The 26,857-nt window shown below is 69.9% G+C and carries 26 protein-coding genes; 7 read left to right on the forward strand and 19 right to left on the reverse strand.

All coding sequences use genetic code 11. From position 1 onward, the window contains the following. Positions 1 to 177 precede the first annotated feature (177 nt). The 5 genes from ACWD5Q_RS29990 to ACWD5Q_RS30010 all read left to right on the forward strand — a co-directional run bounded on the left by ACWD5Q_RS29990 (position 178) and on the right by ACWD5Q_RS30010 (position 5,204). A complete protein-coding gene (locus ACWD5Q_RS29990; protein WP_451430203.1) occupies positions 178 to 1,173 on the forward strand; it encodes a polyphosphate kinase 2 family protein in 996 nt (331 codons plus the stop codon). Positions 1,174 to 1,409: 236 nt separating this feature from the next. Next, on the forward strand, positions 1,410 to 2,276 hold the full coding sequence (locus ACWD5Q_RS29995; RefSeq protein ID WP_451430204.1) for an alpha/beta fold hydrolase: 867 nt from the start codon (positions 1,410 to 1,412) through the stop codon (positions 2,274 to 2,276). A gap of 211 nt (positions 2,277 to 2,487) precedes the next feature. Beyond that, on the forward strand, positions 2,488 to 3,093 hold the full coding sequence (locus ACWD5Q_RS30000; RefSeq protein ID WP_451430205.1) for a TetR/AcrR family transcriptional regulator: 606 nt from the start codon (positions 2,488 to 2,490) through the stop codon (positions 3,091 to 3,093). Between the two features lie 125 nt (positions 3,094 to 3,218). Beyond that, the gene (locus tag ACWD5Q_RS30005; RefSeq protein ID WP_451430206.1) at positions 3,219 to 4,697 is read left to right on the forward strand and encodes an AlkA N-terminal domain-containing protein; all 1,479 of its coding nucleotides are present in this window, start codon (positions 3,219 to 3,221) and stop codon (positions 4,695 to 4,697) included. 9 nt (positions 4,698 to 4,706) lie between these two features. Beyond that, positions 4,707 to 5,204 (forward strand): methylated-DNA--[protein]-cysteine S-methyltransferase, encoded by a 498-nt coding sequence (locus tag ACWD5Q_RS30010; RefSeq protein ID WP_451430207.1) that lies wholly within the window; start codon positions 4,707 to 4,709, stop codon positions 5,202 to 5,204. Positions 5,205 to 5,235: 31 nt separating this feature from the next. Here the strand turns inward: ACWD5Q_RS30010 and ACWD5Q_RS30015 are convergent, their stop codons facing one another. From ACWD5Q_RS30015 to ACWD5Q_RS30050, 8 genes are all read right to left on the reverse strand, one after another. After that, entirely contained in the window at positions 5,236 to 5,961 is a 726-nt protein-coding gene (locus ACWD5Q_RS30015; protein ID WP_451430208.1) for an SIR2 family NAD-dependent protein deacylase, read from the reverse strand. 77 nt (positions 5,962 to 6,038) lie between these two features. After that, positions 6,039 to 6,947: an alpha/beta hydrolase gene (locus ACWD5Q_RS30020; protein ID WP_451430209.1), complete on the reverse strand. Its 909-nt coding sequence runs from the start codon at positions 6,945 to 6,947 to the stop codon at positions 6,039 to 6,041. 108 nt (positions 6,948 to 7,055) lie between these two features. Next, positions 7,056 to 7,538 (reverse strand): DUF6841 family protein, encoded by a 483-nt coding sequence (locus tag ACWD5Q_RS30025; protein ID WP_451430210.1) that lies wholly within the window; start codon positions 7,536 to 7,538, stop codon positions 7,056 to 7,058. Next, positions 7,535 to 8,374: an MBL fold metallo-hydrolase gene (locus tag ACWD5Q_RS30030; protein WP_451430211.1), complete on the reverse strand. Its 840-nt coding sequence runs from the start codon at positions 8,372 to 8,374 to the stop codon at positions 7,535 to 7,537. Before ACWD5Q_RS30030 ends, ACWD5Q_RS30025 begins: the two co-directional genes overlap by 4 nt. A gap of 82 nt (positions 8,375 to 8,456) precedes the next feature. After that, entirely contained in the window at positions 8,457 to 9,368 is a 912-nt protein-coding gene (locus ACWD5Q_RS30035) for a zinc-dependent alcohol dehydrogenase family protein (RefSeq protein WP_451430212.1), read from the reverse strand. Positions 9,369 to 9,743: 375 nt separating this feature from the next. After that, positions 9,744 to 10,592, reverse strand: a complete 849-nt coding sequence (locus ACWD5Q_RS30040) for an MBL fold metallo-hydrolase (protein ID WP_451430213.1) — start codon at positions 10,590 to 10,592, stop codon at positions 9,744 to 9,746. A gap of 201 nt (positions 10,593 to 10,793) precedes the next feature. Further along, complete coding sequence (locus tag ACWD5Q_RS30045) at positions 10,794 to 11,285, reverse strand: NUDIX domain-containing protein (protein WP_451430214.1); 492 nt, start codon at positions 11,283 to 11,285, stop codon at positions 10,794 to 10,796. 108 nt (positions 11,286 to 11,393) lie between these two features. After that, positions 11,394 to 12,464, reverse strand: a complete 1,071-nt coding sequence (locus ACWD5Q_RS30050) for an ADP-ribosylglycohydrolase family protein (protein WP_451430215.1) — start codon at positions 12,462 to 12,464, stop codon at positions 11,394 to 11,396. Between the two features lie 195 nt (positions 12,465 to 12,659). Here ACWD5Q_RS30050 and ACWD5Q_RS30055 point away from each other — a divergent pair, with 195 nt between their 5' ends. Beyond that, a complete protein-coding gene (locus ACWD5Q_RS30055) occupies positions 12,660 to 13,778 on the forward strand; it encodes a glycerate kinase (protein ID WP_451430231.1) in 1,119 nt (372 codons plus the stop codon). 63 nt (positions 13,779 to 13,841) lie between these two features. Here ACWD5Q_RS30055 and pssA read toward each other — a convergent pair whose 3' ends face one another. From pssA to ACWD5Q_RS30100, 9 genes are all read right to left on the reverse strand, one after another. Next, positions 13,842 to 14,663 carry a CDP-diacylglycerol--serine O-phosphatidyltransferase gene (pssA, locus tag ACWD5Q_RS30060; RefSeq protein WP_451430232.1) on the reverse strand — a complete coding sequence of 274 codons (822 nt, stop codon included), beginning with the start codon at positions 14,661 to 14,663 and terminating at the stop codon, positions 13,842 to 13,844. Positions 14,664 to 14,685: 22 nt separating this feature from the next. Then, the gene (locus tag ACWD5Q_RS30065) at positions 14,686 to 15,342 is read right to left on the reverse strand and encodes a phosphatidylserine decarboxylase (protein ID WP_451430233.1); all 657 of its coding nucleotides are present in this window, start codon (positions 15,340 to 15,342) and stop codon (positions 14,686 to 14,688) included. 169 nt (positions 15,343 to 15,511) lie between these two features. Beyond that, entirely contained in the window at positions 15,512 to 16,717 is a 1,206-nt protein-coding gene (locus ACWD5Q_RS30070; protein ID WP_451430216.1) for an acyl-CoA dehydrogenase family protein, read from the reverse strand. Between the two features lie 2 nt (positions 16,718 to 16,719). Further along, the gene (locus tag ACWD5Q_RS30075) at positions 16,720 to 17,286 is read right to left on the reverse strand and encodes a MaoC family dehydratase (RefSeq protein WP_451430217.1); all 567 of its coding nucleotides are present in this window, start codon (positions 17,284 to 17,286) and stop codon (positions 16,720 to 16,722) included. 5 nt (positions 17,287 to 17,291) lie between these two features. After that, entirely contained in the window at positions 17,292 to 18,251 is a 960-nt protein-coding gene (locus ACWD5Q_RS30080; protein WP_451430218.1) for an HpcH/HpaI aldolase/citrate lyase family protein, read from the reverse strand. Continuing rightward, a complete protein-coding gene (locus ACWD5Q_RS30085) occupies positions 18,248 to 20,296 on the reverse strand; it encodes a protein meaA (protein ID WP_451430219.1) in 2,049 nt (682 codons plus the stop codon). Before ACWD5Q_RS30085 ends, ACWD5Q_RS30080 begins: the two co-directional genes overlap by 4 nt. A gap of 18 nt (positions 20,297 to 20,314) precedes the next feature. Next, on the reverse strand, positions 20,315 to 21,652 hold the full coding sequence (gene ccrA, locus ACWD5Q_RS30090; protein ID WP_451430220.1) for a crotonyl-CoA carboxylase/reductase: 1,338 nt from the start codon (positions 21,650 to 21,652) through the stop codon (positions 20,315 to 20,317). Between the two features lie 433 nt (positions 21,653 to 22,085). Next, positions 22,086 to 22,898 (reverse strand): TetR family transcriptional regulator, encoded by an 813-nt coding sequence (locus ACWD5Q_RS30095; protein WP_451430221.1) that lies wholly within the window; start codon positions 22,896 to 22,898, stop codon positions 22,086 to 22,088. Positions 22,899 to 23,034: 136 nt separating this feature from the next. Further along, positions 23,035 to 24,840, reverse strand: a complete 1,806-nt coding sequence (locus tag ACWD5Q_RS30100) for a 3-hydroxyacyl-CoA dehydrogenase family protein (RefSeq protein ID WP_451430222.1) — start codon at positions 24,838 to 24,840, stop codon at positions 23,035 to 23,037. A gap of 392 nt (positions 24,841 to 25,232) precedes the next feature. On the opposite strand from ACWD5Q_RS30100, the gene ACWD5Q_RS30105 reads away from it, so the two are divergent. Next, positions 25,233 to 25,808, forward strand: a complete 576-nt coding sequence (locus ACWD5Q_RS30105; RefSeq protein ID WP_451430223.1) for an adenylosuccinate lyase — start codon at positions 25,233 to 25,235, stop codon at positions 25,806 to 25,808. Between the two features lie 37 nt (positions 25,809 to 25,845). On the opposite strand, the gene ACWD5Q_RS30110 is transcribed toward ACWD5Q_RS30105, so the two are convergent. Beyond that, positions 25,846 to 26,379: an N-acetyltransferase family protein gene (locus ACWD5Q_RS30110; protein ID WP_451430224.1), complete on the reverse strand. Its 534-nt coding sequence runs from the start codon at positions 26,377 to 26,379 to the stop codon at positions 25,846 to 25,848. Positions 26,380 to 26,419: 40 nt separating this feature from the next. Then, positions 26,420 to 26,818, reverse strand: coding sequence for a RidA family protein (locus tag ACWD5Q_RS30115; RefSeq protein WP_451430225.1), 399 nt, complete (start codon positions 26,816 to 26,818; stop codon positions 26,420 to 26,422). Between the last annotated feature and the right edge of the window lie 39 nt (positions 26,819 to 26,857).

Genomic DNA, 26,857 nt, shown 5'->3' on the forward strand with positions numbered 1-26,857 from the left:
TATCAGGGGCTTCACGCATACCTGACGCCGGGTCACCACCCCGCGCACGCTGGGCGATCACGCACCGCAACCATCACGTTGCTGAGAAGACCTCACTGCCCTGATGAATGCTGCTGACGAGGCGAAATGGGCGCAGAGGGGGATCGGTGGACCGGGGGATGAAAGGAGAAGGGACGAATGGGCGATGGTGATGACAGAGCCGAGCGCATAGCAGAGTTCATCAGCCCTCTGAGGGTCGAGCCTGGAACCAAGGTGCGTCTGCCGAAGGATTTCGACCCTGGCTTCAAGGCGGGTATTCGTAAGAAGAAGGAGGGCGTCGAGCTGCTCCGCAGCGGTATCGAGCTGCTGGCCGACTATCAGCGCCGACTGGCGGCCCAGGACACCTACGGGGTCCTTGTGTGTCTGCAGTCACTGGATGCCGGTGGCAAGGACGGAACCATCCGTCATGTCATGAGCGGCGTCAACCCGCAGGGGGTGCGCGTGGTCAGCTTCAAGGTGCCCTCGGACGAGGAGCTCGACCATGACTACCTGTGGCGCCATGTCTGTCATCTGCCCCAGCGCGGAGAGATCGGCATCTTCAACCGCTCCCACTACGAAGAAGTGCTGGTGGTGCGCGTGCATCCGGAATACCTGCGACGCGAGAAGCTGCCTGACGCGGCAGGCGGCCCGACTGTGTGGGAGAGACGCTACCGAGAGATCAACGACTGGGAGCGCTACCTGACCGACAACGGTTTCAGGATCGTGAAGCTGTTCCTGAACCTGTCGTGGGAAGAGCAGCGTGTCCGTTTCCTGAAGCGGATAGACGTTCCCGAGCGGAACTGGAAGTTTTCGTCGGCCGACGTCCGCGAACGCGCCCGGTGGGACGACTACCAGCGGGCGTTCTCACAGATGCTGTCCGCCACCAGCACGGACTGGGCGCCCTGGTACGTGGTACCTGCCGATCACAAGTGGTTCGCACGCCTGTGCGCGAGTGCGGTACTGGCACACACCTTGATCGACATCGCCCCCCAGTACCCGCACGTCAGTGGGCAGACACGCCGCGAACTGGCCCAGGTCAGGCGAGAGCTGGAACACCAGGCACCCGAGGGAGCGCCTCCGGACCCCTGGGCGGCGGCAGCCGAGCCGACCAAGAAGCGCAAGAAGAAAGGGCGGGGCGCCGGCAGGAAGAGCTGAGCGGGCCAGGGGCCGAAGGATCCAGAGGGTCTTGAAGGACGGCGGGCCGGTCGGAGGCACGTAGCCGACATCGACGGGTCCTGGGACATGCCCACCAGCAGCAGCCGTCCCGCGTGGCCGGGGGCCGCGTCCGCCTGTTGAGCGGCACACGCGGATGCGGGTCTAAGCTGCTTGTTGAGCACAGCTCAATAAGCGGCATGGGTCCTGCCCGACCGCGCTGACCAGGAGGAATCCTCATGGCCGCACCCCGGCGCAGCTTGGAAGAACTGACGATCGACGTCGGTCCGTACCGATACGACGCCCTTGCCGCCGGTCCGCGCGACGGCGAGTTCGTCCTGCTTCTGCACGGCTGGCCCGAGTTCGCCAGCTCCTGGACCGAGGAGCTGCACGCTCTCGCCGAGTCCGGGTACCGGGCCGTCGCCGTCGACCAGCGCGGCTACTCGCCCGGAGCCCGCCCGACAGAGATCTCCGACTACTTCGTGGACCACCTGGTGGAGGACGCGCTGGCGTTCGCCGACGCGCAGGGCGCGGACCGGTTCCACCTTGTCGCCCACGACTGGGGCGGAATGGTCGCCTGGGCCCTGGCCACCGCCCACCCCGGGCGTCTGAGGTCCCTGACCGTGCTCGCCACCCCCCACCCCCGCGCACTGAACGGGGCTGCGGCGGCCGATGAGGGGCAGTATCACCGCCTCGACTACGTGCGCTTCTTCCGTCAGCCCGGCCACGTCGCCGAAGCGGCCCTGCTCGCCGACGGCGGGGCCCGGCTGCGCCGCGCCTATGACAACCGCATCCCGGAGCACCTGGTTGAGGACAACGTCCGCCGTCTGTCCGAGCCCGGGGCGCTCACTCCCACCCTGAACTGGTACCGCGCCGTCGACGACGATTTCACGGTCCCCGCCGGCCGCATCGCCGTCCCCACCCTGTACATCTGGGGAAGCGAGGACGGCGCCCTGGGCCGCGAAGCAGCACAGAACACCAAGGACTTCATCGACGCTCCGTACCGCTTCGAAATCCTCGAGGGGGCCAGCCACTGGCTGCCGGAGGAGGTGCCCGACCAGGTCATCCCTCTCATCCGGGAACACCTGGCGGCCCACAAACGGTGAGAGGAGCGACGAGCGCGTCTGGCAGCCGCCCCTTCAGGACATACCGACAGGACATCGGACGATGCCTGACCACCCGGTGATCGGGTCACCCGGGAGCGAGATTCCCCCGGGTGACCCGGCTGCGTTGCCTGTCGGGGCACCAGCCGGACCGCACCCCGCACGATGACCACAGCCGGTGATCATCCCGCCCACCCACTCCGGACCGGTGACCATGCCCGACAAACGAGCCACCCGTCTCCACCCCGAAGAACGCCGGGCGCAGCTGGTGAGCATCGGGCTGCAGATGCTCACCGAACAGTCCCTGGACGAGCTGTCCACCGATGAGGTCGCCCGCCGGGCAGGGATCTCCCGCGGCCTGCTCTTCCACTACTTCGCGAACAAACGGGAATTCCACCAGGCCATCGTCCGCACGGCGTGCGATGAGCTGATCGCCGCCACCGCCCCCGACCCCTCGCTGGATGCGGAAGCGTGGCTCGATGCCGCCATGACCGGCTTCGTCGATCACGTGCTGGGGAACCGCACCGGCTACCTCTCCCTCGTCCGAGGTGCCCCCGTCAACAACCCGGCGGTCCGGGACATCGTCGACGAGACCCGCAGAACACTTGCCGACCGAGTCCTGGAATACCACCGCCGTGCCGGCCTGCCCGACAGGCCCCACCTGGCCGCCATCGCTCAGGCATGGATGGCCTTCGCCGAGGAGGCAGCCGTCAGCTGGCCACTCCATGAACCCGGAATTCGTGAGGGACTCAACGACTTCCTCAAGCGCGGCCTCGTCGCCCTGCTCACCCTCCCCGTCGGCGGCGGTGCACCGGGATGATGCGCACCAGATCAACGGCCCGGCCCGACCCTGGTGCCCGGGGCGATCGGGAGAGCGGCAGGTCGGCCCACCTTCATGTCGGATTTCCGCCAGCCCGGCCCCCGTCCATGGCCGATGCTGGAGACATGCGGAACGGGATGCACACCGACAGGGAGCGCTGCGTACGCGCCGTCCAGTCCAAGGACGCGCGCTTCGACGGCTGGTTCTTCACCGCCGTCCTGACCACACGGATCTACTGCCGTCCCAGCTGCCCGGTCGTGCCGCCGAAACCGGAGAACATGACGTTCTACCCGAGCGCGGCCGCCTGCCAGCAGGCCGGATTCCGGGCGTGCAAGCGGTGCCGCCCCGACACCAGCCCCGGCTCGCCCGCCTGGAACGAGCGCGCCGACCTCGTCGCTCGCGCCATGCGGCTGATCGCCGACGGCGTCGTCGACCGCGAGGGGGTCCCCGGACTCGCCCGCCGCCTCGGCTACAGCACCCGCCAGATCGAGCGCCAGCTCCTCGCCGAGCTGGGCGCGGGACCCCTTGCCCTGGCCCGGGCCCAGCGCGCCCAGACCGCCCGGCTGCTCATCGAGACGACCCCCCTGCCGATGGCGGAGATCGCGTTCGCGGCCGGCTTCTCCTCGATCCGCACCTTCAACGACACCGTCCGCGAGGTCTTCGCCCTCTCCCCGGGCGAACTGCGCGGCCGTCTGCCCAGGAACACGGTGAGCGCCCCCGGAGCCCTGAGCCTGCGCCTGCCCTTCCGGGCCCCGCTCAACCCCGACAACCTCTTCGGTCACCTCGCCGCGACCGCCGTCCCCGGCGTGGAGGAGTGGCGCGACGGCGCCTACCGCCGCACGCTCCGGCTGCCGTTCGGGCACGGAATCGTGGCCCTGACCCCGCGGCCCGACCACATCGCGTGCCGTCTCACCCTCAGTGACCTGCGCGACCTGCCCGTCGCCATCAGCCGCTGCCGACGGATGCTCGACCTGGACGCCGACCCGGTCGCGATCGATGACCTGCTGCGTACGGATCCACTGCTCGCGCCGCTGGTCGACAAGGCGCCCGGCCGCCGGGTGCCGCGCACCGTCGACGAGGCCGAGTTCGCCGTACGGGCCGTGCTGGGCCAGCAGGTCTCCACGGCCGCCGCCCGCACCCACGCCGCCCGCCTGGTCACCGCGCACGGCGAACCGGTCGAGGACCCCGAGGGCGGCCTCACCCATCTCTTCCCGGCGCCCGAGGCACTGGCCGCGCTTGATCCGCAGTCGCTCGCGATGCCGCGCACCCGCCGCACCACGTTCACCACGCTGGTCCGTCAACTCGCCGACGGAACCCTCCACTTGGGTGTCGAGAGCGACTGGGAGGAGAGCCGGGCCCGGCTGCTCTCACTGCCCGGCTTCGGCCCCTGGACGGTCGATGTGATCGCGATGCGAGCCCTCGGCGACCCCGACGCGTTCCTGCCGACCGATCTCGGTATCCGGCGTGCCGCACAGGAGCTGGGCCTGCCGTCCACCCCGGCGGCGCTCACGGCCCGCGCGGCGGCCTGGCGGCCCTGGCGGGCGTACGCGGTCCAGTACCTGTGGGCGACCGACAGCCACCCGATCAACTTCCTCCCGGTGTAAGGACGTTCCATGAAGCAGCACACCGTCATCGACAGCCCGTACGGCCCGCTCACCCTCGTCGCCGACGACGGCGTGCTGTGCGGCCTGTACATGGCCGACCAGCGCCACCGCCCGCCCGAGGAGACCTTCGGCGACCGCGACGAGGCGCCCTTCGGCGAGGCGCCCTTCCGCGAGGCGGCCGACCAGCTTGCGGCCTACTTCGCGGGCGAGCTGAAGGAGTTCACCGTCGAACTGCGCCTGGACGGAACCCCGTTCCAGCGCAGCGTCTGGGAGCAGCTACGGCTGATCCCCTACGGCGAGACCCGCTCGTACGGTGAACTGGCCGACGCCCTCGGCAACCCGGGCGCCTCACGCGCGGTCGGACTCGCCAACGGCCGGAACCCCATCGGCATCATCGTGCCCTGCCATCGCGTCGTCGGCGCGAACGGCAGCCTGACCGGCTACGGCGGCGGCCTGGACCGTAAGCAGCGCCTGCTGGACTTCGAGAGCGGTACGGCCCTGTTCTGACGGGAGGGCGTTCCGCGACCGCTGCCCGTGTCTAAGCGGCCAGTGTGCCGAGCAGGGCCGGCAGTGCGGTGCCGATGGGGTCACGTACGATCTCGTCGGCCCGGTCGTCGTACGGTGTGGGGTCGGCGTTGACGATGATCAGCCGGGCGCCGTGGTCGGCGGCGAGGCCCGCGAGTCCGGCGGCGGGCTGGACCTGGAGGCTCGTACCGACGGCGATGAAGACCTGGCAGGCCTTGCTGATGGCGACCGCCTCACCGAGGACGACCGGGTCGAGGCGCTCCCCGAACATCACGGTCGCCGACTTCAGGATCCCGCCGCACTCCAGGCACGGCGGATCCTCCTCGCCGGCCTCGACCCGGGCGAGGGCGTCCTCCATCGGCCCGCGCGCGTGACACTTCGTACAGACGAAACTGCGCGCGGTGCCGTGCAGCTCCAGCACCTTGCGGGCGGGCAGGCCGGCGCGCTGGTGCAGCCCGTCCACGTTCTGTGTGATCACCCGGACCGGCACCCCGGACCGCTCCAGGTCGGCCACGGCCCTGTGCGCGGCGTTCGGCTCGGCCTTCAGCGTCCGGTTCTTGCGCCGCATCTGCCAGGAGCGCCGCCGGATCTCCGGATCGGCCATGTAGTACGCGTAGGTGACGAGCTTCTGGGCCTCCGGATCCCGTCGCCACAGCCCGCTGGGCCCGCGATAGTCAGGGATGCCGGAATCGGTGGAAACACCTGCGCCACTGAGGATGGCGACGAGAGGCCTGCTCATAGGCCGAGGGTAGGACGCCTGCCTGCTCAGGGCCAACGGATAAGGCTGCGCGCCGGTCCCTGAGCGGGCGTCGACTCTCATCCCGGTCCGGCCAGATGCTCGCGGAACCACTCGGTGGCGGCGGCACTCGTCGTGCCGAAGGCCGCGACGTAGGCGTCGAAGTGGTCACCGGCGTACATCGCCAGCCGCTTGGGCTGGAGGGCACGCTCATACGCGGCGAGGCCGAGGTCACTGAGCGTGATCGTGTCCGCCGTCGCCAGGACCATGAGCAGCGGCGTCGGGGAAACGCGCGCGACCCATGCCCCAGGCTCGTACATCTGTGCCTTGCGCGTGGACCGCAGCGTGATGTGGTCGGGTTCTTCGATGTCCGCGGGCAGGGGGAAACGGGCGTTGAACTCGTCCATGGCCGGGGAGTGGTAGGCGGCCTGCACCTGTGCATCGAGGCTGTTGAGGAGCTGATACTCGGGCTGACGACCTGCCAGTTGAGCGCGTTCGTCCTCGTCGAACCGCTCCTCGAGCGCCCGTTTCCGGTCGGGGGGCACCCGGCGGAGGCCCTGCTCGTAGCCGCTGATGGTCGGGACTTGTGCGACTGCGGCTTTGATCCGTCTGTCGGTTGCCGCCAGGACGATCGAGTGGCCGCCGCCATAGCTCGAACCCCAGATCCCGATCCGATGGACATCGACGTCGTCGAGGGTCTCCAGGAAGGAGACGGCCCGTCGCCAGTCCGCGAGCTGCTGCCAAGGGTCGATGTCGCCACGCGGCTCGCCACCGCTGAGACCGAAGCCACGGTGATCGTGGACAAGAACGACGAACCCCGCGCGACTGAAGCGTTCCGCATAGCCCTGCAAGCCACGGTATTTCACGCCGGCGAAGCCGTGCGCCATCGTGATCGCCGGAAAGGGGCCGTTGCCCGTGGGCGGGCGGAACACCCAGGCGTGCAGGCGTACGGCGTCTGCGGTGGGCACGAATACTTCCTCGAAGCTCATCAGCCGTTCACCTCGTGTGCGGCCGCGACCCTGGTCACGAAGGCGGTGAGGATGCGTGCCACGGCCGCGGGTTGCTCGACGTGGGGCCGGTGCCCGGCCCCCGGGACGTCACGCTCCTCCCGTCCGCCACACCGCATCCAGGGAATCGGCCGTCGTCGGCACGTACTGGATGCCGACGACCCGCCACCCCGCGAAATCCCGGGCCACCTCGAAATGAACGGCGAGCCGCTCGATTTCGCTGTCGTCCGAACGACGACGTGACCAGATCACGTCGATCGCCGCCCCGGCGTCGTGGTACACCGTCACCCTCCTGTCCGGCACGGCGGTGTAGGAATATCCCTGCGCCCGCAACGCGGTCTGGCTGCGCCCCAGCCAGCCGCTGACGGCGTCGCCGTCGAGGAGCCACGTCCGGGTCGCCGGCGTGCTGATGTGCAACGGCACGGCCCAGTAGTCCAGGATGAACTCCGGACCGCGGGAGATCGCACCGCTTCCCACTCCCACCCAGGTCGGCAGGTAGTCGTCGAAGAACCAGCGCGCGACCTCGGTGCGGACACCGTCGCCAGGGGCGCCGTCCACGTCACTGCCGTTCATGACAGGAGTGCCAGCGCGCTGTACCAGACCGGGCTCACATTGAGCCGATCCGGATAGAGCCGCAGCATCTGGTCGTAGAACTCACGCGGACTCGGTCTGTCCGCCAACAGGCGCTGTGCATCGAGCAGATAGTCGCGGGTCTGTTCCAGGATCGACGGGTCATCGGGCAGGTCTCTGTTCTTGTGTCCCGCGACGACCGCGCGCGGGCGCAGCGCCGCGACGGTGTCAAGTGCGGTGAGCCACTTCTCGATTCCGCCGCCGACGCTTTCCAGCAGGTACTGGTGAACGCCGTTGTACGCGACATCGCCGGCCACGACGAGGCCGATCGACGGCACGTGTAGGACGGTGGTGTCGTCGGTGTCGGTGTGGCCGGTCTCCACGGCCAGCAGGCGGTGGCCCTCCAGGTCGAACCCCTCCGCGGGAATCACCTGGTACACCACGGGACTGTCCGGAATGAGCCCGGGAAAGTCCGCATCCCATGTTTCTTCGCGCCCCTTGGTCGCCTGCTGGCGCATCAGCCGGATCGTGCCCTCGGTCGCGTACGGCACGGCGTCGCGGAAACGTCGCATCAGCAGATCGGTGCCGAACCAGTGGTCGCCGTGCCCATGGGTGGCGTAGATGTGAGCCAGTCGTCTGCCCGAGTGTTCGATCCAGTCGCCGACCGCGCGCACCTGTCCGAAGGTGAACGGCGGGTCGACCAGGACCGCGTCCGTCTCGCCCAGGATCAGCGTCGATGCCAGGGGCGAGGACACGATCGGGCCTCCGTCGGGCAACCGCATGGACCGTTGACGTCGCACCCCGTCGGAGACCAGCACCTCGTAGCGCAGCTCCGTCACGTCACACCTCCTGGTTCTCCGACCGCTCGGCGGGCAGGCGCCGGACGGGGACCAGACCCGGGTGAGACCGGACCGGTCCTCGCTATGCCCTTCCGGGTACGAGGAGCACCTTCCCCTGCCGGCCCTTCTGCTCCGCCTGGGCCACGGCGTCACCGATCTCGTCGAGAGCGTAGGTACGTCCGGGGGAGGTCTCGAGGACTCCCTCACGCATCAGCGTCACGATGTCCTCCCCCAACTGCTGCCGTTCCGCGTCGGTGAGCCGGGGCAGCCAGTAGCCGAGCCAGTAGACCTCCAGAATGCGGCGGCCCGCCAGAATGGTGCGAGGATCCTCACCGACCCGGATCGGCTCGCCCGTCAGTGAGCCGTACACCAGCATGCGTCCGTCCTCGTGGAGCGCCTTGAACATCTGGGTTCCGGTTTCTCCGACCACGGGATCGAGGGCGTACTTGACGCCTTCGGGCCCCACGATGTCGCGGACCTGTTCGTCGATCGGCCCCTCGGTGGACACGATGACGGCGTCGGCACCGAGGCGTTCCAGTTCGGCTGCCGATTCGCGTCTGCGGACGACGTTCACGGTGCGGATGCCCTCGCGTTGGGCCAGCCTGATGATCATGCGTCCCAGTTCGGACCCTGCCGCGGACTGGAGGAGCCACTCACCTCTGGGGACCGCCAGCACCCGGCGGACCATGAGGATCGCGGAGGCCGGATTGATGACGAAGGAGGCCACTTGCTCATCGGGGATCTCGTCGGGTACCGGGAACAGGTCACCCGCGGGGACGACGGCATACTCCGCCCAGTTTCCCCCGGTGCCATTGACCACCGACAGCCGCTGTCCGGTGGACACGTTCTTCACTCCCGGCCCGACGGCGTCCACGACTCCGACGCCTTCGAACCCGACCGGCGCGGGAAACCGGGCTTCGACGCCCGCGTAGTATCCCCGGACGTACAGGAGATCGGACGGGTTCACCGGAGTCGCCAGAATACGAACCCTCACGTGCCCGTCCTCAGGTTCAGGGAGGGGTACGTCGTCGGTTTCAAGAACCTCGGACGGCTCGCCATGGTGAGCGAATCGGATAGCTCTCATCAGCTCTCATTCCTCAACCACTCCCTGCGCGCCCCTCGCGCAGAGGGCACGACGATCCTGCCGGCAGATCTGCTTGCTGTTGAGGCCCGGAGTTTCGCGGAGATCGACGATCGAATTCCGTCGGATGCGTAAGGTTCGTCGGGGTTATCGCAGTTGCGGCACCGTGGCGGCGCCTGCAAGGCGGCCCTGTTCCGCGATCGTAACCCGCACATCTCGCCGGCGCATGCCGGAGGCGCCGGTCGGCAGCGCCGAAGCGGCAGTGCGTCGCTGGTCAACGTGCTCGGGTCAGCCTTTGGCGGACCTCGCCGAGCCCCAGAGCACACCCTGGTTGACCCGGGTCGCGTGGAGTTCCAGCATGCCGCGGTAGAGCTCCAGGGCGGTTGTGGTGCGCTCGGCGACCGTCTCGAAGTCGTGAAGGTACGTCCGGGTCTCGGCGATGGTCCGTGGGGAGTCGGGGGCGCCCGGGCGCTTGTGTCCTGCGACGACCGCCCGCGGGTCCAGCGCGGCGATGGTGTCCAGGGCGCGGAGCCAGGCTTGGCGGCCCTCGGGGGGCGATTCGGCGAGGTAGAGGTGGACATCGTTGTAGACGGCGTCGCCGGCCACGACCAAGCCGATGGACGGCACGTGCAGGCAGGTGGTGTCGTCGGTGTCGGTGTGCCCGAGTTCCACCACGACGAGTCCGTCGCCCTCCAACTCCAGCCGGTCGCCGGCCAGCGGCTCAGCCGTGACGAGCGGGTCGGGGATCTGGCCGGGGAAGCGCGTGTTCCAGAACGACGCGCCGAACTCCGGCGCCATGTGCTTCTTCATCTGTGCCACCACGGCCGGTGTGGCGACGGCACGGGCACGCGGGAAGCGTTCGAGCAGTGTTCCCAGCCCGAACCAGTGGTCACCGTGCCCATGGGTGACGAAGACCGTGGTGAGGTTCTTACCGCTCGCGGCGACCCAGTCCGCCAGGTGGCGGGCCTGCTCCCTGGTCAGCAGCGCGTCGACCAGCACCGCGTCGCGCTCGCCCGTGATCAGGGTCGCCGTGATCGGCGACCACATGCGGCGGGGCAGGCCGGGCGGCAGGTCCTCGAGCTCCGTGGGGATCGACCGTGCCGTGTGGACACTCCAGCTCAGCGATGTTCCGGGCATGTTCGCTTCCTCGGGCTCCTGGTCGTCACCGCGCGCCGCCGTCGGCACGCTGCTCCAGGTCCCTGAGTCCCCGAGTGCCTGCGGAGCACCCCCCTCAAACCCGTCCCGCGCGACTCCTTCGCACACGTGCGCACGTTCGAGACCTGGGACGGTCAACCGGTGAGGCTGCCGGGGCAACCGGCGCGGAGCCCGGAGCCCGGGTCAGCCGACGCGGTGGCCGTCCTCCAGTTCCGCCGTGTTCGAGCCCGCGTCGAGGACGTCGAGGCCGGCCAGGACGCGGCGGCCCAGCGCGCCCGGCATATGGTCGATGATCTTCTCGCGCGAGACGAGGCGCCAGGACAGCAACTCCTCCTCCTGGAGGCGGATCGCCTTGAGGTCCTCCTCGCCGAGGACTCCGCCGTCGTAGAGATACGCCACCAGCGGCGGCCGTGCCGTCCCGGGCACCCAGTCCACGGCGATCAGCCGGCCCGGCTCCACATCGAGGCCGATCTCCTCCAGCGTCTCGCGACGCGCGCCCTGGCGCGGGGTCTCGCCGTCGTCCGACTCGATCGTGCCGCCCGGAAGCGCCCAGCCCTCACGGTAGTTGGGCTCGACGAGCAGGACCCGCCCGGCGGTGTCGCGGAACAGGACGGCGGCTCCCGCGAGGACACGGGGCAGGCCTGCGATGTACGTGGCGAAGTCTGGAGTGGTCACTCAGGAAGAGTAACCAGCCGCCGGGCCGCCCCTTCGGCACGTGGTCCGCCGGTCCCGCCGGCCCGCGGGCGGACGGGGGGGCCGCCGGAGACCGGGCAGCGGTACGGCTCACGGGGCGTCGGCCTCCGCCAGCCGTAGCGTCCGGTCCGCCAGTTCGCTGATACGGACGCCGTCGAAGCCGAAGACGGCGCTGCGGACCGTGTCCTCCAAGGGGTCCTTCCACTGCGCCGGGATCGCCTGAGCGCCCCTGAGGACGCCCGCGACCGAACCCGCGGTGGCGCCGTTGGAGTCGGTGTCCAGGCCGCTGCGGACGGTCAGCGCGATGGTCCGGGTGAAGTCGCCGTCGCCGTACAGGAGTCCGGCGGTGATGACCGCCGCGTTCGGGACGGTGTGGAGCCAGCCGAGCCCGGCCGTCTCCGCCATGACCGTGTCGAGCGTCTCCTCCCAGCTCAGCCGGGCCTCGTGCAGCGAGATAACCCGGCGTACGGTGCGGGCGAGGCGGCTGCTCGCGGGGATCAGCTCCAGCGCCGAGTCCAGGGCGCGGCGGACCGTGGGCGCGGTGAACGCCGCCGAGATCAGCGCGGCCGCGAACATCGCGCCGTAGACCCCGTTGCCGCTGTGCGACAGAACGGCGTCCCGGCGGGCCAGCGCGGCGGCCCGGCGCGGGGCACCCGGGCTGGTCCAGCCGTGGATGTCGGCGCGGATCAGCGCGCCGATCCACTCCTGGTAGGGGTTGTCGTACGTGGCCGTGAGCGGCGGCTTGAGACCGCCCGCGAGATTGCGGTACGCGGCCCGCTCGGCGGTGAACGTCTGCAGATACGGCAACCGCAGCAGCCACAGGGCGCCCACCTGCTCGGTGGTGAAGCCGAAGCCGTGCGTCTCCAGCAGGTCGAGGCCGAGGATCGCGTAGTCGACGTCGTCGTCGCGGCAACTGCCGTGGACGCGTCCGCGTACGCACTGGCGCCACTCGGGGCGCAGTTCCAGGCGGTCGGTCTCGGTGGCGGGCTCGGGGAGGTAGTCGGTGAGCGGCAGGGCGGAGGCCTCCCGCAGATAGCGGTCGATGCGCTCATGCGTCCACAGGTCGCCCCGCTCGACCGGCTTGCCGAGCATGTTGCCCGAGATCCGGCCCAGCCAGCCCCCGAGGATCCGGTCGGCGAGCTCGGTGCCCACATGGGTCATGGTTTCTGTCTACCCGATTCCTCCGGTGTTGTGCCGGGTTCCGCGAGCCGGACGGGGCATGGCGGTGGCGGTGTGCTCCGGTTAGGGTCGCAGCGGCGCGACTGCCTTGACGTGCGCAAGGCCTGAAGAGCAAGGGGAGTGCAGGTGGCGGACGCTGCAGTGAACGACACCCGGACGGCGCAGCGGACCCAGCGGGTGCTCATCGCCGCGGACAAGTTCAAGGGGTCGCTGACGGCCGTGCAGGTCGCGGCGCGGGTGACCACGGGGCTGCGCAGAGCCGTGCCGGGCCTCGAGGTCGAGGCGCTGCCCGTGGCCGACGGGGGCGACGGGACCGTGGACGCGGCCGTGGCGGCCGGGTTCGAGCGGCGTGAGGTACGGGTCGCAGGCCCCCTCGGCCAGGAGGTGACGGCGGCGTTCGCGCTGCGCGGTGACACCGCGGTCGTGGAGATGGCCGAGGCGAGCGGGCTCCAGCGGCTGCCCGCCGGGGTCTTCGCGCCGCTGACCGCGTCCACGTACGGCTCCGGGGAGCTGCTGCGGGCCGCGCTAGACGCCGGGGCGCGGACGATCGTGTTCGGGGTCGGCGGGAGCGCGACGACGGACGGGGGCGCGGGGATGCTGTCCGCGCTCGGGGCGCGGTTCCTGGACGCGGAGGGAGCGCCGGTGGCGCCGGGCGGCGGCGGACTGGCGCGGCTCGCGCGCGCCGATCTGTCGGGCCTGGATTCCAGGCTGTCCTCGGTGGACCTGGTGCTCGCCAGCGACGTGGACAACCCGCTGACCGGTCCGAAGGGGGCACCCGCGGTCTACGGTCCGCAGAAGGGCGCCTCACCGGCCGACGTGGAGGCCCTGGACAGGGCGCTCGCGCACTACGCGAAGATGCTGGAGGGGGCGATCGGTCCGGGTGCGGCGCAGTACGCGGCGTCGCCGGGCGCGGGCGCCGCGGGCGGCATCGGGTACGGCGCGCTGGTCCTCGGGGCGCGTTTCCGGCCCGGTATCGAGGTCATGCTGGAGGTCCTGGGCTTCGCGCCGGCGCTGGCGCGGGCCTCCCTGGTGATCACGGGTGAGGGCTCGCTGGACGAGCAGACGCTGCACGGGAAGGCTCCGGCGGGGGTCGCCGCGGCGGCCCGTGAGGCCGGCACGGAGGTCGTGGCGGTGTGCGGGCGGCTGGCCCTGCCGCCGGAGGCGCTGGGGCGGGCCGGGATCCGCCGCGCGTATCCGCTGACGGAGGCCGAACCGGACCTCGCGCGGTGCATCGCGGACGCGGGGCCGATCCTGGAGCGGGTGGCGGAACGGATCGCCCGGGACTTCTTGGCCTGAACCCGCATACGCGAAGGGTCCCCGAACCGGATGGTTCGGGGACCCTTCGGGGTCGTGCGGCCGTTACGGCAACTGCGTGGCGCGCGCCTCACGGCGGTTGTCGCGGAAGTTGTTCACCCGGCGCGCCGTCGCGAAGAGCGGGATCACCGCGCCCATGACCAGCTGCAGCGCGCAGCCCGTCTGGAGGAGCAGCTGGCCGCTCGGGGCGTCGAAGGCCCAGGCCGCCAGGAGGCCCATCGACAGGACGATCCAGGCCAGCATCGCCCCCGCGAGCGGACCCCGCGGCTTCGGGTACTCCACCCGGCTCACCATCAGCCACGCGGTGCCGAGGATCGCCAGCAGGGTGGCGAAGAACGGCAGCTCCAGGAGGACGATCGAGACCACCGTCAGCGCGCCGAAGGGTGAGGGCATGCCCTGGAACATGCCGTCCTTCATCGTCACGCAGGAGAACCTCGCGAGCCTGAGCACCACCGCGAGCAGCACCACGATCGCTCCGACCGCGGCCACCCGCTGGTGTGCGTCGTCCGCCACCATGCCGTAGACCAGGACGAAGTACGCCGGGGCCAGACCGAAGCTGATCAGGTCCGAGAGGTTGTCCAGCTCGGCGCCCATGGGCGACGAACGGAGCTTACGGGCGACCAGGCCGTCGAACAGGTCGAAGACCGCCGCGCAGAGCATCAGGATCACGGCCGTGGCGGCGCTGTGCCGGGCCATGCCCGTCGACTCGTCGTTGCCCGTCAGGTGCGGGATCAGGATGCCGGTGGTGGTGAAGTACACCGCCATGAAGCCGCACGTCGCGTTGCCGAGGGTGAGGGTGTCCGCTATCGAGAGGCGCAGGGAGAGAGGCATCTCCTCCGCGTCGTCGGCCTCGTCGGCCTCCGGCACCCAGCCGGCCTTGGTATCGGAATCAATCACGGTCAAGACGAGTCACCCCAGCCACGGTCTTCTGGCCGACCTCGACCGCGACCTCCACGCCCTGTGGCAGGTAGAGGTCGACACGCGAGCCGAAGCGGATCAGACCGATACGGTCGCCCTGGTCGACCTTCGTGCCCTGCGGGATGTAGGGCACGATGCGACGGGCCACCGCGCCGGCGATCTGGATCATCTCGATGTCGCCGAGTTCGGTGTCGAAATGCCAGACTACGCGCTCGTTGTTCTCGCTCTCCTTGTTGAAAGCGGGAACAAAACCGCCCGGGATGTGCTCGACCGAGGTGACCGTGCCGGCGAGCGGCGCCCGGTTCACATGGACGTTGAGCGGACTCATGAAGATCGCGACGCGGGTGCGGCCGTCCTTCCACGGCATGATGCTCTGCACCACACCGTCGGCGGGCGAGATGACCAGGCCCTGGGCGATCTCGCGCTCCGGGTCGCGGAAGAACCACAGCATGCCGGCCGCGAGTGCGGTGGCGGGTACGGCCACGGCCTTGGCCGTGCCGGAACGGCGCGCCCGGGCCAGACTGAGTGCTGCGGTGGCAAGAGTCGGGAGAAGCCACGGCGATGCTCCGCGCGCGAGGCGTACGCCGGCCAGGCTGTCGCGTGGTGCAGAGGTTTGGCTGTGGGGCATGGATGACCTTCGTAGCGGATGATGCCGCGCTTCGACGGGGGACGGCGGCTTTTCGGCGATCGTACCGGGCGTGGACCGCAACTCGGCAAGCCAGGAAGCCGAGTCGGTGGTAGAGAGCGTTGACGGGGTGTGATCTTCTTCGCGAAGAAAACACCCCGTAGACGGACAACTAGCCTTGCAGTCGATACTCTTCGAGCAGTCGGCGGCCGATGATCATTTTCTGGATTTCGGCGGTACCTTCACCGATCAGTAGCATCGGGGCCTCGCGGTAGAGGCGCTCGATCTCGTACTCCTTGGAGAAGCCGTAGCCACCGTGGATGCGGAAGGCATCCTCCACGACTTCCTTGCAGTACTCGGAGGCGAGATACTTCGCCATGCCCGCCTCGAGGTCGTTTCGCTGACCTGAGTCCTTTTTGCGAGCTGCGTTCACCATCATGGCATGTGCGGCCTCGACCTTGGTGGCCATTTCCGCCAGTTTGAACTGGATGGCCTGGTGCTGGGCGATCGGCTTGCCGAAGGTGTGCCGCTGCTGCGCGTACGACACACCCAGCTCGAAGGCGCGCTGAGCGACACCGCAGCCACGCGCCGCTACATTCACCCGGCCGACCTCGACGCCGTCCATCATTTGGTAAAACCCTCGGCCGGTGACCCCGCCGAGCACCCGATTGGCCGGAATGCGCAGACCGTCCATGATGAGTTCCGTGGTGTCGACACCCTTGTAACCCATCTTGTCGATCTTCCCGGGGATGGTGAGGCCCGGGCGGACCTCGCCGAAGCCGGGCTCCTTCTCGACCAGGAAGGTCGTCATCGACTTGTGCGGTGCGGTGCCCTCGGGGTGTCCTTCGTCACTCCGGACGAGCACGGCCACGAGCGAGGACGTGCCGCCGTTCGTCAGCCACATCTTCTGGCCGGTCAGGACGTACTCGTCGCCGTCCTTGACCGCCTTGGACGTGATCGCCGACACATCGGAGCCGAGCGCGGGCTCGGACATCGAGAAGGCGCCGCGGATCTCACCGAGGGCCATCCTCGGCAGGAAGTGGTCCTTCTGCTCCTGTGTGCCGTGCTGCTTGAGCATGTACGCCACGATGAAGTGCGTGTTGATGATGCCGGAGACCGACATCCAGCCGCGGGCGATCTCCTCCACGCACAGGGCGTACGTCAGGAGCGACTCGCCCAGGCCCCCGTACTCCTCGGGGATCATCAGACCGAACAGGCCCAGCTCCTTGAGGCCGTCGACGATCTGCTGCGGGTACTCGTCGCGGTGCTCCAGCTCGGTCGCGACCGGGATGATCTCCTTGTCCACGAAGTCGCGGACGGTGGAGAGGATCTCCTCCTGGACGTCCGTGAGGCCGTGGGTCTGGGCGAGACGGCTCATCTCTACCTCTCCTGCTGCTTCAGCCCGGAACCCGGGGTGTCGCCCCGCGGGGGCGTCGTCTGAGGGTGGGGGGAGACGGACGGGCGGGCGGGCTGCTCGCCGCCGCGCTCCTTGATGTACGTCTCGGTCGGCACCATCACCTTGCGGCGGAACACGCACACCAGCGTGCCGTCCTGCTTGTAGCCCTTGGTCTCGACATGGACGATGCCGCGGTCGTTCTTCGACTTCGACGGCCACTTGTCGAGCACGGTCGTCTCGCCGTAGACCGTGTCGCCGTGGAAGGTCGGCGCCACGTGCTTGAGCGACTCGATCTCCAGGTTGGCGATCGCCTTGCCGGAGACGTCCGGGACGGACATGCCGAGCAGCAGCGAGTAGATGTAATTGCCCACGACGACGTTCTTGCCGAAGTCCGTCGTCTTCTCCGCATAGTTCGCGTCCATGTGGAGCGGGTGGTGGTTCATGGTCAGAAGGCAGAACAGGTGGTCGTCGTACTCGGTGACCGTCTTGCCGGGCCAGTGCTTGTACGTCGCCCCGACCTCGAACTCCTCGTAGGTCCGTCCGAACTGCATGGCCCTCACGCCTCCGGGGTCTCGAACGCGCTGGCGCGCCGCAGGCCGGCCGCCCGGCCCTTGCCCGCGATGACCAGCGCCATCTTGCGGCTCGCCTCGTCGATCATCTCGTCGCCGAGCATCGCGGAGCCCTTCTTGCCGCCGGCCTCGGACGTGTAGTAGTCGTACGCGTCCAGGATCAGCTCGGCGTGGTCGTAATCCTCCTGAGAGGGCGAGAACACCTCGTTGGCGGCGTCCACCTGACCCGGGTGGAGCACCCACTTGCCGTCGAAGCCGAGCGCGGCGGCGCGGCCGGCGACCTCGCGGAAGCCGTCCACGTTGCGGATCTGCAGGTAGGGGCCGTCGATCGCCTGGAGGTTGTTGGCGCGGGCGGCCATCAGGATCTTCATCAGGATGTAGTGGTAGGCGTCCGCCGGGTAGCCGGGCGGCTGCTCGCCCACGACCAGCGACTTCATGTTGATCGACGCCATGAAGTCGGCCGGGCCGAAGATGATCGTCTCGATGCGCGGGGAGGCCTGCGCGATCTCGTTGACGTTGTTGAGGCCCTGCGCGTTCTCGATCTGCGCCTCGATGCCGATGCGGCCGACCTCGAAGCCCATCGTCTTCTCGATCTGGGTCAGCAGCAGGTCGAGCGCGACGACCTGCTGGGCGTTCTGCACCTTCGGCAGCATGATGCAGTCGAGGTTCGGGCCCGCGCCCTCGACCACCGTGACGACGTCGCGGTACGTCCACTCGGTCGTCCAGTCGTTCACCCGCACGACCCGTGTCTTGCCCGTCCAGTCGCCCTCGTTGAGGAACTTGACGATGGTGTGCCGCGCCCCGGGCTTCGCGAGCGGCGCGCACGCGTCCTCCAGGTCCAGGAAGACCTGGTCGGCGGGGAGGCCCTGCGCCTTCTCCAGGAAGCGGGGGTTGCTTCCCGGGACCGCCAGACAGGAGCGGCGGGGACGCAGACGGTTGACTGTCATGCGGGGACCTCCAGGGGGTCGAGCTTGTTGGCTGTGCGGATCTCGTCGACGATACGGCCGATGATCCCGGTGATGTCGAAGTCCTTCGGGGTGAAGACCGCGGCCACTCCGGCGGCCCTGAGCTGTTCGGCGTCGGCGTTCGGGATGATCCCGCCGGCGATGACCGGGATGTCGGCCGCGCCGGCCTCCCGGAGCCGCTCCAGCACGTCCGGCACCAGTTGGGTGTGCGAGCCGGAGAGGATCGACAGCCCGACCGCGTGCACGTCCTCCGCGAGGGCGGCGTCCACGATCTGTTCGGGCGTCAGCCGGATGCCCTGGTAGACCACCTCGAACCCGGCGTCGCGGGCCCGCACGGCGATCTGCTCGGCGCCGTTGGAGTGCCCGTCCAGGCCCGGCTTGCCCACCAGGAAGCGGAGCTTGCCGACACCGAGGTCCCGGGCCGTCGCCTCCACCCTGCGGCGCACCTGGGCGAGCGCGGTCCCCTCCTCGGCGGCCACCGCGACCGGCGCCGACGACACGCCGGTCGGCGCGCGGAACTCGCCGAACACCTCGCGCAGGGCCCCGGCCCACTCACCGGTCGTGACACCGGCGCGGGCGCAGTCCAGGGTGGCCTCCATGAGGTTCTCGGTGCCCTGGGCCGCCTCCTTCAGCCGCTCCAGCGCCTTGCAGGGGCGCGGGTGGTTGAACGGCGGCTGGTAGCGGGTGTCCCGCCACGTCCGCAGCGAGGCGACGACGCGGGCCTCGACCGCCGGGTCGACCGTCTGGATCGCGGTGTCCAGGTCGGCCGTGAGCGGGTTCGGCTCGGTGGTCTCGAAGATGTTGACGCCGATGATCTTCTCCTGGCCGGACTCGATCCGGGCCCGGCGCTCGGCGTGGGACGCCACGAGCCGCGACTTGAGGTAGCCCGACTCGACGGCGGCCATGGCGCCGCCCATCTCCTGGATCCGCTCGATCTCGGCGAGGGACTCCTCGACCAGCCCGTTCACCGTGGCCTCGATGACCTTGGAGCCCTCGAAGATGTCGTCGTACTCCAGCAGATCGCTCTCGTGCGCGAGCACCTGCTGGATGCGCAGCGACCACTGCTGGTCCCAGGGCCGGGGCAGGCCCAGCGCCTCGTTCCAGGCCGGGAGCTGCACGGCACGCGCGCGTGCGTCCTTGGAGAGGGTCACGGCCAGCATCTCCAGCACGATCCGCTGGACGTTGTTCTCCGGCTGCGCCTCCGTCAGCCCCAGGGAGTTGACCTGGACGCCGTAGCGGAAGCGACGGTGCTTGGGATCCTCGATGCCGTACCGCTCACGCGTGATCGTGTCCCAGATCCGCCCGAACGCCCGCATCTTGCACATCTCCTCGACGAAGCGGACGCCCGCGTTCACGAAGAAGGAGATACGGCCGACGACATCGCCCATGCGCTCCTGCGGCACCTGGCCGCCGTCGCGCACCGCGTCGAGGACGGCGATCGCCGTGGACATCGCGTACGCGATCTCCTGCACCGGCGTGGCGCCCGCCTCCTGCAGGTGGTAGCTGCAGATGTTGATCGGGTTCCACTTGGGGATGTGGGAGACCGTGTACGCGATCATGTCCGTCGTCAGCCGGAGCGAGGGCCCGGGCGGGAAGACATGCGTACCGCGCGACAGGTACTCCTTGACGATGTCGTTCTGGGTCGTGCCCTGGAGCTGGGTGATGTCCGCCCCCTGCTCCTCCGCGACGACCTGGTAGAGCGCCAGCAGCCACATGGCCGTGGCGTTGATGGTCATCGAGGTGTTCATCTGCTCCAGGGGTATGTCCTGGAACAGCCGGCGCATGTCACCGAGATGCGCGACCGGGACCCCGACCCGGCCGACCTCGCCGCGGGCGAGGACGTGGTCGGCGTCGTAGCCGGTCTGTGTCGGCAGGTCGAATGCCACCGACAGGCCGGTCTGGCCCTTGGCGAGGTTGCGCCGGTACAGCTCGTTGGACGCCTCGGCCGTGGAGTGACCGGCATACGTGCGCATGAGCCACGGCCGGTCCTTCTGCCTCCGGGACTCGGAGGGCTGACGCTCGGTCATCTGTTACCTCCGTCGCCCTCAGATGTTCCGGAAGCGGTTGATGGCGTCGATGTGCCGGGCGCGCAGTTCCTCGTCGCGCACGCCCAGGCCCTCCTCGGGGGCGAGGCACAGGACGCCGACCTTGCCCTGGTGGAGGTTGCGGTGCACGTCGTAGGCGGCCTGGCCGGTCTCCTGGAGCGGGTAGACCCTGGAGAGCGTCGGGTGGATCTTGCCCTTCGCGACGAGCCGGTTGGCCTCCCAGGCCTCGCGGTAGTTGGCGAAGTGGGAGCCGATGATCTTCTTCAGCGACATCCACAGGTAGCGGTTGTCGTACTCGTGGTTGTAGCCCGAGGTCGAGGCGCAGGTGACGATCGTGCCGCCCTTGCGCGTGACGTACACCGAGGCACCGAAGGTCTCGCGGCCCGGGTGCTCGAACACGATGTCGACGTCCTCGCCGCCGGTCAGCTCGCGGATGCGCTTGCCGAAGCGCTTCCACTCCTTCGGGTCCTGGGTGTGCTCGTCCTTCCAGAACCGGTAGTCCTCGGCGTTGCGGTCGATGATCGCCTCGGCGCCCATCGAGCGGCAGATCTCCGCCTTGGCCGGCGAGGAGACGACACAGACCGGGTTGGCGCCGCCCGCGAGCGCGAACTGGGTCGCGTACGAGCCGAGACCGCCGCTCGCGCCCCAGATCAGCACGTTGTCGCCCTGCTTCATCTGGGCGCCGTTGCGGGAGACCAGTTGCCGGTAGGCGGTGGAGTTGACCAGGCCGGGCGCGGCGGCCTCCTCCCAGCTGAGGTGGCCGGGCTTGGGCATGAGCTGGTTGGACTTCACCAGCGCGACCTCCGCGAGGCCGCCGAAGTTGGTCTCGAAGCCCCAGATCCGCTGCTCCGGGTCGAGCATCGTGTCGTTGTGGCCGTCGGAGGACTCCAGTTCGACCGACAGGCAGTGCGCGACGACCTCGTCGCCCGGATTCCAGGCGTTCACGCCGGGGCCGGTGCGCAGGACCACGCCCGCGAGGTCGGACCCGATGATGTGGTACGGCAGGTCGTGGCGCCGGGTGAGTTCGGAGAGCTTGCCGTAGCGCTCCAGGAAACCGAAGGTCGGCAGCGGCTCGAAGATCGAGGTCCACACCGAGTTGTAGTTGACCGAGGAGGCCATCACGGCCACGAGGGCCTCGCCCGGTCCCAGCTCGGGCAGCGGGACATCGTCGATGTGCAGCGACTTGCGGGGATCCTTGTCGCGGGTGCTGAGCCCGGCGAACATCTCCGTCTCGTCCTTGTGCACGGTGACCGCGCGGTACGACTCGGGGAGCGGCAGAGCGGCGAAGTCGGCGGACGTGGCCGTCCCCGACTGAATCGCGTCCAGGATGTCCTTCACGGTATTGCCTCCGGCGAAAGAGCGTCTTGAGGGGCGACGCTGAGGGTTACGTCGGTGCTGCTGCTGGTGTGAGGGGTGCCGTCGGTTCGGCGCAGTGGTGCGGTGGCAGCGCTTTGTGGCGCGAGAGGGTGCCTGTGACGCAGGCGTCCGGGCGCACTCGCCTGGGAGAGGCTTGCGGGGACAGCCGGCGTACGAAAGGTCTCTGCACGCCGGCCGCCCGGACAACACCAACGTATGGCACGGCGTGTCACCCCGCAAGGCACTGGGTGCCAGATATCGATCTCAGATGAAATCTTTACGTAACAAATGAGCGATGATCGATCAAAGTTACCGACGAGTATGGGCAGGGCGGGCAAAAGGAACGGACCGGTGGCGGCATCAGGTGCCGCCACCGGTCCGTGGTGCGTCCGGCTGGGGAGGGGCTGACGAACGGCTAGGAGTGCTCCTTGAGCGCCTGCTCGATGGTCCGCATGACCTCGTCGAGCGGCGCGTCGGTCCTGGCCACCGCCACCAGCACCTCGCCCTGCGCGGTCACGGCGGCCGGAGCGGTCCGGGGCGCGGACCCCCGGCCGGCCCCGATCCCGGTGCCGAACGTCCTGCGCACGATCGCGAAGGCATGGTCGAGCTGGGCCTCGACGTCCCCCTGGCCGCCGGCCCGCAGCCAGCGCCGCAGGACGTGGTTGTGGGCGGTGACGACCGCCGACGCGGCGACCTCCGCCAGCAGCGGATCGTCGTTCGCGTCGTCGTCGTGCGCGTGCTCGTCGAAGTGGCCCAGCAGATAGCGGGTGAACAGGCGCTCGTAGCGGGCCACCGAGGCGATCTCCGCCTCCCGCAGGGTCGGCACCTCGCGGGTCAGCTTGTAGCGCTGGACGGAGATCTCCGGCTGGGCCGCGTACATCTTCATGACTTCCTTGATGCCCCGGCACACGGTGTCCAGCGGGTGCTCGTGCGCGGGCGCGGCGTTGAGCACCGCCTCCGCGCGGACCAGGGTGTCGTCGTGGTCGGGGAAGATGGCCTCTTCCTTGGAGCGGAAGTGGCGGAAGAAGGTGCGCCGGGCGACCCCGGCGGCCGCCGCGATCTCGTCGACGGTGGTCGCTTCGTACCCTTTCGCGGCGAACAGCTCCATCGCCGCGGCCGCCAGTTCTCGGCGCATCTTGAGCCGCTGGGCGGCGGCGCGGCTGCCTGCGGCACTCTCCGGTGCGTCGGGCGTAGCTGGTGTACGTGAGGACCTGGCGGGCTGGGGCATGACCCGAACGTACTGCATGTGCCCAGGATGGCGCGCATGCCCCGGGTTCCCCCCGCCCCGCGCGGGCGGGGGGTCGGCCTGGGGATCGAGCAGTCCGCCCCAGTCGGCGCCGCCTTCGAACCAGTCGCCGGGCCCGTCAGCGCTTGGCATATTCGCGGAAGCCGCGGCCGGTCTTGCGGCCGAGGCAGCCCGCGGCCACCAGGTGCTCCAGGAGCGGCGCCGGCGCCAGACCCGGGTCGCGGAACTCGCGGTGCAGAACCTTCTCGATGGCGAGCGAGACATCGAGACCGACCACGTCGAGCAGTTCGAACGGCCCCATCGGGTAGCCGCCGCCCAGCTTCATCGCCGCGTCGATGTCGTCGAGGGACGCATAGTGCTCCTGCACCATCTTCACCGCGTTGTTGAGGTACGGGAACAGCAGCGCGTTCACGATGAATCCGGCGCGGTCGCCGCAGTCCACCGGGTGCTTCTTGACCGTCGCGCACAGCTCGCGGACCGTCGCGTGCACATCGTCCGCGGTCAGCACCGTACGGACCACCTCGACCAGCTTCATGGCCGGCGCCGGGTTGAAGAAGTGCATGCCGATCACGTCCTGCGGGCGCGAGGTGGCGCGGGCGCAGGCGACGACGGGCAGCGAGGAGGTGGTGGTCGCGAGGATCGCGCCGGGCTTGCAGACCTTGTCGAACGTGGCGAACAACTGCCGCTTGACCTCCAGGTCCTCGGCGATCGCCTCCAGGGCCAGGTCGACGTCGGCGAAGTCGTCGTAGGAGCCCGTCGGCCGGATCAGGTCGAGCGTCTGCGCGGCCGCCTCGGCCGTCATCCGGCCCTTGTCGACCGAGCGCGCCAGCGACTTGCCGATCCGGGCCTTCGCGGCCCGCGCCTTCTCCTCGGTGCGGGCGGCGAGGACCACCTCGTACCCGGCCTTGGCGAAGACCTCGACGATCCCGGACGCCATGGTGCCGGAGCCGGCGACACCGACCGAGCGGACCAGACGGCCCGAAGCCTGGCCGGCGTCCTTCAGGGGCGTCTGCGCGTCGCGCACGACGGTCGGGCTGCCGGGCGCCTCGTAGGTGTAGAAGCCGCGCCCCGACTTGCGGCCGGTCAGGCCCGCCTCGCTGAGCTGCTTGAGGATCGGCGCGGGCGCGTGCAGCCGGTCGTGGGAGGCCGCGTACATGGCCTCCAGCACCGTGCGGGCGGTGTCGACGCCGATCAGGTCGAGCAGGGCGAGCGGGCCCATGGGCAGGCCGCAGCCCAGCCGCATCGCGGCGTCGATGTCCTCGCGGGAGGCGTACCGGGCCTCGTACATCGCGGCGGCCTGGTTGAGGTAGCCGAACAGCAGCCCGTCGGCGACGAATCCGGGCCGGTCGCCGACCGCGACCGGCTCCTTGCCCAGGTCGAGGGCGAGGTCCGTGACCGCGGTGACGGCGGCGGGCGCGGTCAGCACGGAGGAGACGACCTCCACCAGCTTCATGGCCGGCGCCGGGTTGAAGAAGTGCAGTCCGAGGACCCGCTCGGGGTGGGCCGTGTCGGCCGCGAGCCGGGTGACGGAGAGGGCGTTGGTGCCGGTGGCGAGGATGGCGTCCGGGCGCACGATGCCGTCGAGAGCGCGGAAGACCTGCTGCTTGATCTCGTACGACTCCGGGACCACCTCGATGACCAGGTCGGCGTCCGCCGCCGCGCTCAGGTCGGTGAAGGTGCGGAAGCGGGCGAGGGCGTCCTCGCGCTCCGGCTCGGTCAGCCGGCCGCGGCTCACGGCGCGGGCGGTGGCGGCGGCCAGGGCGCCGACGGCCTTCGTGGCCGCGGCCTCGCTGATGTCGACGCCGACGACCTCGCGGCCGGTCCGGGTCAGCACCTCGGCGATGCCGGTGCCCATGGTGCCGAGACCGATCACGGCAATGGTCTTGAGCGGGGACAGAGGGGTGTCGGACAGGGGAGTGGCCATCGCGGGACTCCAGGAATGAGGTGACGACTGAGGGAGCGCGGCTGGATACGCCAAGGGGCGCACACAGTGCGGAGAGCGCGGTGTCTGCCGGGCCGAGAAGCGCACACGCCCGGCTGTGTCCGCGGACGCGCACACGTCCGGGAACGGTGATCCGACCGGCCCTGTCCCGGAGCCGGGTCGTACTGCGGTACGCGATGTACCGAACCGACCGGCGCCTCCCCGGCCCTGACGGCGTGGGAGGTGCCTCCTGCGGTGGTTGCGTCACCAAACCACCACAAGCCGCGAGTGGGTAACTCGCTCGATTGAGCTTAACCCGCGGGTAACGAGCGCGCCACCCCTCGACTTTGTGATGTGGGTCCTCAGGTACGTCCGCCGCCCCTACGCTCGGCTTCATGGACGAAGCGTTGCGATCACTCACGGAGCGTGTACGGGCCGAGGCCGGCTCCTCGCCCGGGTACGGGCGGCTCGTCGCCACGGACGGCCTCGACGCGCTGGCCGCCGTATTGACCGAGCCCGGACAGCCGCTGTGGGCCCGGGAGCTGGCGGCCTTCCGGCTGGCGGTCGCCGGGGACCGCAGGGCGTTCGAGACGCTGGTCCTCCTGCTCAACCACCGCGATCCCCCGCGGTGCGCGTCGGCCGCCCACGCCCTGGCCCGGCTCGGCGACCCACGCACCGCCCGCGCGGCGGCGGCCCTCGCCACCAACGAACTCCGTGTCGCCTACGCGCTCCACCCCGTACGCCTGCTCGTCGAACTGCGCGCCCCCGAGTCCGTGCCCGCGCTGATCACCACCCTGCGGCGCAGACTGCGGCCGCACGACCCGTACCGGAAGGTGGCGCTCGCGTGTGTCGAGGGACTCGGCGAGCTGGGCGACGCCCGGGCCGGATCCGTGCTGAACGAGGCCCTCGCCCATCCGGCGCTCGCCCAGGCCGCGGTGCACGCACTCGCCCGCATCCCCGCGCGGCGCTGAACCTCAGCCGGGCAGCGGCAGTGCGGCCGTGCGGCCGTCAGACCGGCAACGGCAGTGGCGCCGCGTACCGCACCTCGGGTACGGCCACCCCGTGCGCCTCGAACGCCTCCGCGGTGCCGTCGGCCCGGAATCCGGCCCGCTCGTAGAAGTGCCGTGCGCGGGCGTTGTCCTTGAGCACCCACAGACACATCCGCGGGTGGCCGGCCGCGGCGCTCCGGTGGACCGCCTCCGTGAGCAGGGCCCGGCCGATGCCGCCCCCGAGCAGGCCGGGGGCCACGTAGAGCGCGTACAACTCGGCGTCCGCGGTGCGGACTTCGCCCTCCCGGTACGGTCCGTGCGCGGCCCAGCCGACCGTCTCGCCCTCCTCCTCGGCGACCAGGTTCACCACCCGGCCGTCGCCCTCCGCGAGACGGGCGCGGCGCCGCTCGGTGTCGGCGTCCACGTCGAGGGCGTCGAGATACGACTGGGGGAGCAGCCCCCGATAGGCGCTCCGCCAGCCGCCGACACGGATCTCGCTCACGCGTCGGCAGTCGGCGGACGTCATGTCGCGGATTCGCAGTCGGCCGTCCATGGCGGGACCGTAGACGGGCGTGGCCGCGCCGGGCCACGGGTTATTCCGGCAGCACCGCGAACGCCTCGATCTCCATGAGGAACTCGGGGCCCACCAGCGCCGCCACCTGCACCGCCGACGAGGCGGGCAGACGGTCGTCGGGTATGTGATGGGCGCGGGCCACACGGATCGCCGGCAGGTACGCCATGTCCGTGACGAAGTAGGTCAGTTTGATCACGTCGTCGAACGAGGCCCCGGCGGCGGCCAGGCAGCGGCTCAGATTCGCGAAGACCTGATGGGCCTGTGCCGCCGGATCGCCCTCGCCGACGAGCCCTCCGTGCTCGTCCAGCGCGAGCTGGCCGGAGACCGCGACGAAGCGTCCGGTGCCCATGACGACATGCGTGTACGCGGCGGCGGGGGCGACCCCGTCGGGGGCGGGGATCCTGGTCAGCTCACTCATGGGTCCATGGTGGACCACGGGTGTGACAACGCCCCCGAC

It is taken from the genome of Streptomyces sp. NPDC002513, assembly GCF_053595355.1.